Source organism: Palleronia sp. (assembly GCF_042089775.1).
GTDB lineage: Bacteria > Pseudomonadota > Alphaproteobacteria > Rhodobacterales > Rhodobacteraceae > Palleronia.
The window spans coordinates 1-11,898 of sequence record NZ_JBELKF010000097.1 but is presented as its reverse complement, the minus strand read 5'-3'; the positions used below and the strand labels follow the sequence as shown (position 1 = coordinate 11,898).

Sequence of the window (11,898 nt, the reverse complement as noted above, 5' to 3'; positions counted from 1 at the left end):
TCCTTCGTCGTTCAGCCGGCTGGCGATCTTGATTGGCGAGAGCCCCGCAGCGTAGTCGCGGTAGATGCCACGCACGATCGCCGCCTCTATCTCGTGGACGGCCAAGGCCCCCTTCACCGGGGCGCCGCGTTCGTCGGTTCCTGGGCGATAGCCGTAGATCCGGCCGCCGCCGCTGAAGCCATTCAGGACTTTGCCCTCGATCCCGCGTCGGACCTTGTGGGACAGGCCCTCGAGAAACATGCTGTTCAAGATCGATGCCAAGCCGACCGACATCGTATCTGCCTTGCCGTGCTCGACGGTGTGGATCTCGACGCCAGCGAACTTGGCGAGCTTGTTGAACCTTGCGATATGTTCCGCGTCGCGGGAAATACGGTCGAGGGACTCGGCGAGGACAATGTCGAACGCGCCGGAACTGAGGGCGGCGGAGAGCCGAACGAAGTCGGGACGGGTATGTCCTGCCGTGCCGGTGATTGCACTGTCGGAGAAGCGCTCGACTATCACCCAGCCGCGCTCCTTCGCGTAGCGCTCTGACTGACGGAACTGGTCGTCGATGGACGCCGGATTCTGCATATCCATCGAATACCGCGCGTAGAGCGCGACGCGACGAGGAGCCTCAGTCGGGGATTGTCTGGTCATGTCGTCAGTCCCTTGGCTGCCAGCCGCTGTCGCTCGGCGATCTCTTCCATCGACACCGACCGCAACAAGTCGAAGGACGATGCGCGAGATCGGGCATACGAGACCTCTACGCTCAGTGCGTCGCAGAATCCGTAGAACTCGCCGAGCTTATTGATATCCCGGAACAGACGAGATGCGTCCTCCGCGATCACGATCGAGGCGCGTCTCTCTTGTAGACTATCACGAAGGGCCACCAAGCCCGGTCGATCATCCAGCGTGCCGCTGAACCCGTCGTCGACGAAGACTTCGCCGACGCGCCAGCCTTGAGCTGCGGCGTACTCCGCGCAAATGCGCTGCTGCGCAGCGATTGCGTCATCGTTCTGGGTGGCGGATCGGAGGTAGAGGGCGGCAATCATAGAGCGTCCTTCCGGCAGTGCATGAGTGGTAGTCGGATCGGGTAAGCAAAACGTTGAGGCGACAGGGCATTTCTTTGTTCTTTCTTCATCCATCGCTGCCACAGTCGCCGTATCGCGTCAGGTGTCGCGTCCTTTTGCTCCCGCTTCTGCGAGAGTCTGAGGACCGCGGCTTCTGCGAGAAGGTCGATCAGTTTGTCGAGCGGCATCGGGGAATCCTTTCCTGTCGGGGCACACAGAAACCGACACGGTGGAGACCACCGGACCTCGCGCACAGGTGGCCGTAGCGCCCGCGGGGATGTCCCGCGGGCGTGTCTTCCTCGGTAGTGGTTAAATGGGCGGCTTGAGTTATTGCGCAGCAGTGCCGCGCGGTGATAGCGGTGGGACGGCTTCAGCGGTCGCGGCAGCTCTCGCTGCGACAAAAGCGACGCAGATGCAGCTTGCTCGCCAATATCGGTCCGCCACAACCTTGGCGAACGTCGGTGGACTCGAAGTCCGGTCATCAAGCCTATGCGAAGTCCCGCGCATTGTGCGTCGGCACGGTGTGCCGCGGATGTGGGGCAAGTGTCTCATAGAGCGAGTCCAGGGACACAGACACCGGAGACGTCCGACGCTGAATGTCTTCGAGGTAATGATTTAGAGGATGATGGCTGCGCGACACGCTGTGCTGCAACAACACGCGTTTCGCAACTGCGGCAGATAGATAATGAAAATTTACTTTGTCAAAAGTAATTGGGCACGGTACTGCTTAGAGCATTGAGATAATCCTTACGCTTCGTAAGGATAGCGCTCTGCGCAGGCAAGGGGAGAGCAAGATTGGCCAGTGAGATTAAGCCAGGGCGTCATCCAAATTTTGATATTACTATATTTGAACCGGAAGAGCAACGCGTTCTGCGCCGCATGGAGCGCATGTTCCATCTTACTCGCCATGGTGAAATCACTATCGGGGCACAGAAAAGCAACTATCGATATGCACTTGTGAAGCCTTGCGGGAACATGCGTGGCATTCTCCATACCGACAGAGAGGTCCTTGTGGTCTTTTCGGCATATACGGAGTTTCAGCCTCGGTCAATTGATGCGTTCGATCGCATTTTGGAGCAGAGCAATGAAGAGTTCCGCATCGAAAAAGTCGCTCGGATACTTGTCAGTGGCGACGCTAATATCGGAGGCAAACTTCGGACTCTATTCGCGAGCCGGCCAGACGCGCCAGTAGTAATCCCTTATCACTATTCAGAATTCTCACTGTCTACGCCTGATGCAGCCATCATCGCGAGAGTTCGAGAGTTTACATTCTCGAGAGATCTATTTTCTATGTCATCCCCGCTTCGCAGCGAGCTGTATTTCTATGGGCGCAGCAACATTATAAACGAAATCTCATCTAAGCTCGCGTCAGGTGAAAACTTCGGCTTATTCGGATTGCGCAGGAGCGGGAAGACTTCCCTTATATCGGGGATCAGCAGGGCGGTAAATACAAGAAGCGGATTTAGCGTCACGATTGATTGTCAATCTCCCTCGGTCCATCAGTTGCGATGGAATGAGCTTCTTCACCACATTTCAATAGAGCTGAAATCCGTTCTTTCGGTCAAGCACAAGGTTGGATCGGTTGAGTCATATTCTGAAAAGGGCGCTGCAATAGCGTTCTCAGATGACATAAGAGTCCTGACACGGCAAGCTAAAAAGGCCTTTGTTGCCGTTCTATTCGACGAGGTGGAGCGAATTGCCCCGGGTACTGCATCGTCAGATCATTGGAATGTCGAGAAAGATTTTCTTCTGTTTTGGCAGTCTATGCGGGCTGCGTTTCAGAGTGCGTAGTCGCCCCTTGTGTATCTAATCGTGGGAACGAATCCGCATTGTATTGAGGCGGTCAAGCTGTTTGAGAGTGATAATCCTCTGTTTGGCAACGTTGAAAAGCGCTTCATCCCCATGTTCACGCCCGAGCAGGTGGCGGAGATGGTCACAGATCTGGGGGCGATAATGGGTGTCGAGTTTGACCCCGAGAGCAGGATTAAACTGTTTCAAGATTTCGGCGGGCATCCGTTCTTAACGAGGTATGCGTGTAGCTACATTGCACGTGTGGCAGCAAGCCGACCTGCGATGGTGGATCGCACACTTTATGCCAAAGGTGTGAACGAGTATACTACCGAGTCCGATAGCTATGTTGAATCGGTGGTTGGGCTGCTGAAAGAGCAGTATCCGGATGAGCACCTAATGCTGGAGTTTATGGGCCAGGGGGATCATAAAAGTTTCGATGCCTATGCGGTACAGGATCCCAACCTTCTTGAACATTTGTATGGATATGGTGTTCTAAAGAAGGGGGTAGAAAAGAGTTTCTTCAATATTGGAATTGTAGAGAGGTACTTCTCCAAAATTGTAAAGCCGACGAAGTTTGTTGGCTCTGAAGATCGCCTCGCTGAAATATCTAAGAGACGAAACCTTCTTGAGCGAGATGTCCGGCGTCAAATACAGACCGTGCTTAAGGTGCATTTTTCGAAGGCCAAACGTAGGGAGCAGTTGCTCGCGAAGCTCTCTGAGCCTCGCCGGCAACAGTTGGCGGGCGAAGATTTCGAGAGTATTTTAGCTGATGGCGCGAGTCCGCTCTACTTCGATGAGCTCAAGTCGATCATCCTAGGATTCTGGGATAAGTTCGAGAATTCTCTGGAAATGAGCAGATCCGAGTTCGAGTACCACATGGATGTAATCAACAGAACGCGGAACGACGCGCACGCGAAAGACGTCGATGATCGTGCATTCGAGAAGGTCCGGGTTTCTTTTGGGGAGTTGGGGGACAGGTTTTGACTTCAGCTCGACTCCGCAGAAGAACCCTTCCAGACTTCCTTGCGGCGTGTCGCGAAACTATTGGTTTTACAACGGCGGGCACGCCGACATCTGTAGCAGCAGAGGGATATCGCCGGCGTGCCCTGGCGGGGGCGTCGCCGCACCCGATCTCGTGTTATGATTCCGCGTGCATGCGCTCAACGATCCTTTGTGTTGCACGCAGATCCTGAACGGCAAGGAGCGTGTCGCGCAGCTCGAGTATGACGATCAGCGCTCGGCCGAGCTCTTCGGCCGTATCGTTGTGTCGTCGATGCGTCCAGCCGCCTTCGGATACGTGCTCGGGGCTGTTGTCGAAGACGGTTTCCTCTGTCGTGCCTTTGACGATGGCGTCCTCCATCAACTCAATCAAGCCATCGAACTGGGGGAGGGTCTTCGCCTCGAAGAGGCGCTCGGCAACAGTGAGGTTGCGCACGTCCTTCGCAAAAACTCGGTGAATTGCCGGCAGATACGGAATGACGTTGCTCACTATTGCGGTGTCGACGACCCGAGCAACCGCAATGGCTGCGGCGATGAACCGGTCGAGATTGTCGAGGCAGAGATCAGGCACTGGCTTTTCCTTTCGTGGGGGAGGTGGCGGCGCGGAGGGCGCGGTTCCGCTGCCGGAAACCGCGTTCTTCCCGCTGCCAGCGCCGCCGTTCTTCATTGCGCTCGCGGCGTTTCTCTTCGGCGATGTCGTGCTCGGCGTGAATGCGCGCGCGGAGAGCGTGCATCCTCTCGAGAAGGGTCTCGTCGAGGCTCCCGATGATGGGCGAGCCGGTGGCGGGGCTGGCCTCGAAGCCGCCATGGTCGACAGCGACGGTGATTCGACGCGCGCACACAAAATGCGTCGGCTTGGTCAGACCGGCCGCGGCCATGGCGCCGCCGCGACGCACGAAGATCGAATAGCCCTGATTGGCTCTCGTCTGCGCGTCCGTTCCGTATGCGAGCGTAATGAAGCGGCGGCTGCCTTTGGTCTCGATCTCGAGAACGAGGCACGGCCGTTTTTTCGGCGGCCGTCGCCCTTCGCTTTCCCCTTCGGCGAGGGGGAAGCGGAACTGGACGACATCGCCGCGTTGCAGGTCATCGGGCCACGCAGGCTGGGCGATGATGGGTTTGGGGTCGTGATACATGTGAGCGTCTCCAACGCTGATTGAGGAAGACGCGTCGATCCTCGAACTCACCCGGGCGGGTTCGTTCTGTGCCGCGCGTCATAAAGCGCGCGCGGCACAGAATGGACTTGCCATCCGCAAGATCATCTTGGGTGCCAGATCGTTCGGCGTTGGGTGGAAGAAGCCGGAGAGGTGCAGGACAGAGCGGCGATTGAGCGGGTCCTGCCCTGAGGGTCCAGGGAGGCGGAGCGCGTCCCTGGTTGAGCCGACGGCTGCCAGGGGGTGCAGGGGGAGTGGCGAACGACGGCCCTGCGAGCAGGGGGTGTCCAGAGGGGGAGTGCGGAACGATGACCCTCGGCCCCGCGGGAGCGCCTGGCGGGTTCGGGAGGGCGGAGCGTCTCCCGAGCGTCGCGCAGCGGCGCCGGGGTCCAGGGGTTTACCCCTGGCGAACGACAGCTGGAACGCAGGCACGAAGTGCCGGAGTGCCAGCTGATTAGTGAGTACTTCCCTGCGCACCTTCAGCTCGCGCAGCGTTGCGAGCAGAAGGACGGTGCCATCACCTCAGCTTGAACGGTTGGGCGGAGAACTGCCGTTTGCTGCGTCCGCACGACAACAAGGTACTTGGGGCAGAGTGCCGGCAGTCTATGCGCAATACAACAACGGCAGCGACGCGCGGAGAGCGCTGTTAGGAGAGCACGATCGAGGCAGCGGCATCGGGCGATTTGTGCCCCTCCCGACGGTGCCTTGCGGCTGCACCGTCAGGCGCTCCCACCAATCCCACTGGGAATCGTGGTCCGGTCACTCCCCCGTAAGAAACTGTGAGCGCTAGGAGAAGCGCGCAATCGGCAACGGCCGGCTTGATATCCGTCGCTGGCCCTCCTTCACGGATCACGCGCGAAAAAGGTATATTCGGCGCTTGCTTGTTCTCAGCACCCACATCGGGATGCCTTAAGAGCACAACGCGCGTAGCTTCTGTCGGAGTGCTTGACGTATGCTCGGCGCAGCCCGAAAACTATAGTTGAAGACGCAGAGCGAGAACCCAAAGTGCAAATATTCGATGTACAATCTGATCACGTTATCAAAAGCGCCGTGGCAACTGGTCGGACCACTTATCAAGATGCTATAGAAAAGTTCGTTCCGCTCATCGATAGGTTTGATGAGCAGCGAAAACTTCAAAGGCCAAAGTTTTACGAAAGGCTGAAGGGCGATATTGTTGACGGCTGCATAATGCCCCCCATCACCCTTGCTTTCGTTCATGACGATGTTCAAAGCATCGATACCGTCGAAAAGGCTTTGCAGTTCCTCAATGAAAACATCCAGGAAGGATACATTCTAGATGGCATGCAGCGCTTAAATACGCTCAAGGCCGCAAGCGAGTACGATAATTTTTGCGCGACGCGTCCAATTTACATGAACGTCATCATTGCCTCAAAATATGACCTTCTTCTTTACCGGATGATTACGTTAAACAACGGGCAGAGACCGATGACTGTCCGGCATCAGGTGGAAATGCTAACCGGCAATCTTCTAAAAAAGCTCTTGGCGGATCAGGCCCTGAAGAGCATTGATATTATCAGCGAAAAAGACACCCAACTGACCTCTCCCAGAGGGGCCTTCAAATTATCCGATATCTCCGCAGCATATTTGGCATTTCTGACCGACAGCGCGCACAATCAGAATGCTCGGTTCATCGAGGAAAAGCTTGATGAGATTCTTGTGGGAAAAGTAATGGCTTCCGGAGCAATCGAATCGGATGTTAGCTTTCAGGACATCATTTCTGAGGTGGACCGTTTTTCAACCCAGCCACCCGCGAGGGACTGGCTGCGCAACGAAAATAATCTGATAGGGTTCACCCTAGGCTATAAAGTAAATCATATGAACGTCAAACAGCTGACGCCGGAGGAATTTTCAGAGTTGTCAGACGATTTTGACCGCGCGTTCACCGCAATAAATCCTTCGAAAGTTAATGTTGGGAAATTTCGAAGGGAGCTATCTCTGGAATTTATAAAAATTGCTCACGAGAAGCCGACACTAGAGGCGTTGACCGAGATGTTTTTCGACTTGACCGCTGCTTGAGGTGTGGGGCGCAAATGATTTTCCTTAAGGAAAGCCTAGATCTAGACGCCAACCACTCGGCTCATCCTTTGATGATAACGGACAAATGTCCGGAAGTCTTTAAGATAATACGGCTACTGTCTGGCGCGGTTGAGATTGTCATGCCTCGGGAGGGGGAGGAGGAAGAGGACAAGATAGTTGTCGCACACAAAAACTACATCAGGCCGGACCAGCAAATCAATAACGAAAACTCATCGCTTCTGGTTTCTTACATCTTCGATGAAGCCCCGGAGCAACAAGATTTCCGAAATATTGCGCTGCACGCGAGGGGGAGAAATCCCTCATTCTACAAAAGCCTCTGCGATGAATTGAGTCTCTGCGTCTTTTCTACTGAATGCGACAGATATACTGAAGCGTTTTTGTTTTTATACCGCGCACTAGAGAGAATGTCTGCAGCGTGTCCGCTTATCTATACCTCCAGGCAAAACGACTTCAGATCAGCTCATGATTTTTTAAGCGGGCTCTACAAAGACAAAAAATCTCCTGGCGAACTGGGTCTTCTGCGGAACTTCCTCGTCGAATACTCCAAAGGGAGCCCCAACTTCAACGCAGCAACTCTCGATATTCCGATCTCGAACTGGGGTGGAGATTTCGCCACGGAGTTAGCTCGACAGTGGCGCGACGTCATTCAGAGAGAGGCCGCGTTTGCAACGATTGATTCAGAAACTGGCATCATCACTTGTCCATATCCGAAGGTTGCCTCGCTGATTGTGACAATGCGAAATAGATCATTCCACAACTTGTCGGGCCAGAAAAATTTGGACCTCTTTCGGCTCAAAGGAGCAGAGCCAGTATTCTCAGTATTCGTGCCGTATTTTTTACAATGGACTGCGCACGTCTTTTTGGACTTTGCGCGCTGGCAAATTTCTTCAATACGACTGTAAGGCACGAATGTTCAACTTCAAACGCGGACAACTTGATGTTTGGCTACGTGTTCCGAATGCTGTTCCCTCATGGGCCTTTTCGAGTGAAAGTGCTGCGTCAAAACTGCGGCGGCGTTGGAACGCTAGAGGCCTTTGTTTGCGGCAAGCCCGAATGGCTGCTATAGGCCGTTCTCGGCGCGTGGAGACGTGCTGCGACTACGAAAGATATCGCTTCGCTTTGACCTGCAGCTTCGGGAGGTCCTGCGGCGTTCAGGCTAAAATGCAACAATCAAGGGCACATCCATCATGTCGAGGTTTGGTCCTGCTCCTCATGCCAATCAGCTATTTTCTGGCAAAGGAGCCCGATCCACATTTCAAAGAACATCACCTCCGTCTCGCCGTCGGGTGTAAATGACGGGTGGCCATTTTCGTCCGCCCTCCAAGTGCCGAGATATTCGCCGTCCCTCGTAACCACCGAGCCGTCATCGCACAGATTGATTTTGAAGCGATATGGCTGCGCGAGGTGTTCTTCCGCAGCGTCGATTGCTTGCTTCGCAGCGGACGCCTTGTCGGGTTCCGTTCCACTCGCGATTATCTTGCCATAGCTTCTTGCCATCCATTCAAACGACAGGTGGCGCCTACCGAGTTGGTCTGACATTAACTCGTCGATGTGGATCTCAACGCCTTTGTGCTCGAAGTAGGTCTTGATCCTCTCCGGTCTTTGCGTAGGTGTCGAGCGCCTTTGCGCGCGTCGCCGTTGGGACGACAACGCGTCAAACAAATTTCGACCGAATGTATCCACTTCGCGAAGGTCGAACTTTTGTTCGGCAGGGATGCTGGCGTCGACCTGTGGGAGCACCTTTCCTCTTCTCCAGAGCGGCGTGGCACTCTTAGTCGCTTCGTCAATTTGGCGCCTCACACAATCTGGCGAAAATGCAGTGCTCGGCGATGTCTGGTCAGCAAAAACTTGGGCAGTGCCCGCTACGACGGGCATTTGCCCAAGACTCTTGTCGAGGCTTGGAATCGAGGTGTTAAAATCAGGCTCATAGGCTCGAATGGCTGCGCTTTCGTGTTCGTCCATGTGCTCGTAGGCGCAGGGCGCAAACGCCATAGACCACGGAAGCGAGGTGTCTGAGACCCGGTGGTAGATACGCCCAAGACTGTCGATAGACCGTTGGCTGAGTTGGTTGCTTTGACCGATATATACCACGCGGTCGGCGCAGCCGATCATGTATATGCCGGTGTGAAGCCAAGAGCACCCAAGAAGCGACGATAGCTCGTCGTGGAGATTCCGGAGAAAGACCTGCCGCTTCCAAAGGTGGAAGAGCGCGCTGCTTGTTAGCATCAGGACCCCAGCAAAAATACACGGATAGACAGGACTTACGCCATCCCATCGTAGCTTTGAAGTGCAAGTGTACTGAGTATGCCGAAATGGACGGCGAAGCGAAAAAACTGTGCTCGTGGTCGGTGTTTCCCAGGTTAAACGACGTTGTCGACAGCGCGTCGTCCCTCGACGGTGCCGCCGGTGGCCTTTCTCCAATGGTGCGCCTGCAACGAACTACTGGGCTGATGAACCTGCTACGCCACGCTTTATGGTGAGACGAAGGTCCGCTGTGGGTCGTTCGCAACTTGGCTGTGCGGGTGGTCTTTGGTGTTCCGCTTCCGCTTCGCCATTGCTCCAGCCGGCCGGCTGGCGGGCGCTTCCGCCGCCGCACTCTATTCGTTGATACGCATGACGACGCCGCGTCCTTCCTTGGAGACCGCTTGATCATGACCACATTACGGCGCCGCGGAAGATCATCCCAATTCCTGAAAGCCCTTGGTTCAGGAGATCGGCGATGGACGGCGCAAACTTCGACAGAGACTACCCCGTGGTGCTGCGTTTCGCGGGGCTCTACCCGCACCAGCTCGCGGGATACGAGGCCCACCGGCTGCGGAAGGGTGGGGACCTCAGCCATGTTGATCGATCGCGATCGAAGTTGAACGGCCCGCCCCTGATTGGCCCCGAAGACTGGGCTGAGCTTGCCCTTGCCGAGATCCGGGACATGACCACCGAGAACTTCGCCGCCGAGCTCGAAGCTCTCGAGAAGCGCAAGCGCAAGAAGGACATTGAGCGTCGAATGGTCGAGGGGCCGAAACAGCCCTGGCGGGCGACGCGGCATGGGCCGATGCGCGAAGTGATCCTCACGGCCAACAAGGAATGGTTCGACGCCGACATGTCGTCGTTCCTGGGCGAGAGCGGCAACCAGCGCGAGGAGGAGTTCGAGAAACTCGCCGTGTCCTGGCTTAAACACCATTTCGCCGATAATGTGATCCATGCCCGGGCCGATCGCGACGAGATGGCGTATCACATCCACGCCGTGATCATGCCGCGGGCGACTGTCGAGATCGCGAAGCCGAAGGCGAAGGTGCCGACAGCGACCGCGACGCGTCGGATGCTGCAACCCTCCATCCACCCGATGATCAAGGACTACGAGGCCGCGCAGGACAGCGTCGGGCGGTGGTTCGCGCCCCTCGGCCTCGTTCGCGGCGAGCGGACGGCTGCGGCGATTGAGGCCGCGCGCGAGAACGGCGACGAGCCGCCGAAGCGGCGGTATCACGCAAAGACCTCGGATTGGCGGGCCCAGGAGGAGGCGCGGCTGCGGGCAAAGGCCGACGATCTGGAGCAAGACCGGAAAGCTCTCGAAACTCGGACCGCGAGGGTCGAGGCTCGGGAGGCCGAGGCCGAGACCGTCCTCGCCGTGGCCGAAGGCGTCGGCGACGGTCGTTTCGCCGTGGATCAGGACGCGGAAACGCCGGCCTTGATCGAGGCATCGAAGGACAAGGACAACTCTTCCTCCGAGAGGGAGCTGGCCGCGCTCGAAGATCGGTCGCCAAGAGGCTTTACGCGCGCCGCGATTGTGTTCGGACGCGCATGGACCCGGATGTTCGGAGACGCCCGGACAAAGGCAGAGACCGAGGCGCAGGCCGGTGTGGCCACAGCGGTCGCGGACATCGCCGAAGCCGACGAGAAGATCGCGCAAGCCGTCCTCCATTTGCCGCGGGAGACGCGGACTGCGATCACGAAAATCCGGGCGACGATTCCTGCGATCCTGTGGCGCCTCAAAAGACGATCGGGCACGGGAGCGGAAGCGGTTCCCGACGGCCAGGATCGCCGGGAGCGGCCCGAAAATGGAGAAAAGTTTTGATACGCGACAACAGCTTAGGCGTCAGCCACGGACTTTTTTGCAAAATCGGCGACCAAGCAAAAAAAGATCGACCGACATTATTTTTAACCCGAGACGCCGCCGCCGCAAACGGCGCCTGACCGGGGCCACCGCAACCTTAAAAGGACAAGACTATGACCAAATTTCTCGACCCCAAGCTTGCCTCCTCCAAAGCCTCACGCAAGGAGCGCAAGCAGACCGCCCCGCTTCAGAAATCTGCAGCGACCGACCGCGCGGTTGCCGCCCTCAAGAGAACTATGGGCAACGACTTCAAGAAGACTGACAACCAGGACCGCCTCCGCGCAAAGGCCATCAACGACACTATGCCTGATTTCATTGCGGCAATGGACGAGGAGGTGCTTGCTCCGTTCTTCTTCAGCCTGGAGCGGCTGGCGAGCGCGGCCAACCGCCGCCGAATTGCCACGCACCCGCTGCGTCCCGAGATCGTCGACGAGATGCACGAAGAGGCGGATGAGGAAGAGGCGCTGGCCGCCGACGAAGAGGCGCTGGCCGCCGAGGAAGAAGGGCGCGCTGCCGCCAAGGCTGCCGCCCGCGACGGCAAGGCAGCGAAGGCTATGCCGCAAGCTGCGGCATCGGACAGCGCGTCCGCGTCCTGATGGACAGAGGCCGGGCAGGGGGCGCCGAGGCTCCCCTCCGCCAGTCATATTGCTCGTCGCGCAACCTGAATGAGCAGCGTCGTTTTCGCCAAAGTGCAATGCGTGCTCCCGCAACCACCGAAATCTGAATCGCAGACAAATCAGCG

The 11,898-nt window shown here is 56.9% G+C and carries 11 protein-coding genes; 6 read left to right on the top strand and 5 right to left on the bottom strand.

Going from position 1 to position 11,898, the window contains the following annotated elements:
* Nucleotides 1-636 (bottom strand): recombinase family protein (locus ACFDS3_RS16915; protein ID WP_375263530.1); only part of this gene is annotated, 636 nt, incomplete at its 3' end.
* Nucleotides 633-1,031, bottom strand: coding sequence for a recombinase family protein (locus tag ACFDS3_RS16910; protein ID WP_375263529.1), 399 nt, complete (start codon nt 1,029-1,031; stop codon nt 633-635). The genes ACFDS3_RS16915 and ACFDS3_RS16910, both read right to left, overlap by 4 nt.
* A gap of 813 nt (nt 1,032-1,844) precedes the next feature.
* On the opposite strand from ACFDS3_RS16910, the gene ACFDS3_RS16905 reads away from it, so the two are divergent.
* Complete coding sequence (locus tag ACFDS3_RS16905; protein WP_375263528.1) at nt 1,845-2,840, top strand: hypothetical protein; 996 nt, start codon at nt 1,845-1,847, stop codon at nt 2,838-2,840.
* 21 nt (nt 2,841-2,861) lie between these two features.
* Complete coding sequence (locus ACFDS3_RS16900) at nt 2,862-3,824, top strand: hypothetical protein (protein WP_375263527.1); 963 nt, start codon at nt 2,862-2,864, stop codon at nt 3,822-3,824.
* A gap of 154 nt (nt 3,825-3,978) precedes the next feature.
* Here the strand turns inward: ACFDS3_RS16900 and ACFDS3_RS16895 are convergent, their stop codons facing one another.
* Together ACFDS3_RS16895 and ACFDS3_RS16890 are read right to left on the bottom strand one after the other, a co-directional pair.
* Nucleotides 3,979-4,410, bottom strand: a complete 432-nt coding sequence (locus tag ACFDS3_RS16895) for a hypothetical protein (RefSeq protein WP_375263526.1) — start codon at nt 4,408-4,410, stop codon at nt 3,979-3,981.
* On the bottom strand, nt 4,403-4,972 hold the full coding sequence (locus ACFDS3_RS16890; protein ID WP_375263525.1) for a hypothetical protein: 570 nt from the start codon (nt 4,970-4,972) through the stop codon (nt 4,403-4,405). The genes ACFDS3_RS16895 and ACFDS3_RS16890 overlap by 8 nt, the downstream gene beginning before the upstream one ends.
* Nucleotides 4,973-5,995: 1,023 nt before the next feature.
* On the opposite strand from ACFDS3_RS16890, the gene ACFDS3_RS16885 reads away from it, so the two are divergent.
* Entirely contained in the window at nt 5,996-7,027 is a 1,032-nt protein-coding gene (locus tag ACFDS3_RS16885; RefSeq protein WP_375263524.1) for a hypothetical protein, read from the top strand.
* A gap of 14 nt (nt 7,028-7,041) precedes the next feature.
* On the top strand, nt 7,042-7,950 hold the full coding sequence (locus ACFDS3_RS16880) for a hypothetical protein (protein ID WP_375263523.1): 909 nt from the start codon (nt 7,042-7,044) through the stop codon (nt 7,948-7,950).
* A gap of 283 nt (nt 7,951-8,233) precedes the next feature.
* Here ACFDS3_RS16880 and ACFDS3_RS16875 read toward each other — a convergent pair whose 3' ends face one another.
* On the bottom strand, nt 8,234-9,160 hold the full coding sequence (locus tag ACFDS3_RS16875; protein WP_375263522.1) for a GIY-YIG nuclease family protein: 927 nt from the start codon (nt 9,158-9,160) through the stop codon (nt 8,234-8,236).
* Nucleotides 9,161-9,767: 607 nt separating this feature from the next.
* Here ACFDS3_RS16875 and ACFDS3_RS16870 point away from each other — a divergent pair.
* Nucleotides 9,768-11,117, top strand: a complete 1,350-nt coding sequence (locus tag ACFDS3_RS16870; protein WP_375263521.1) for a plasmid recombination protein — start codon at nt 9,768-9,770, stop codon at nt 11,115-11,117.
* A 152-nt stretch (nt 11,118-11,269) separates the two neighbouring features.
* Entirely contained in the window at nt 11,270-11,752 is a 483-nt protein-coding gene (locus ACFDS3_RS16865; protein WP_375263520.1) for a hypothetical protein, read from the top strand.
* The last annotated feature ends 146 nt before the right edge of the window (nt 11,753-11,898 follow it).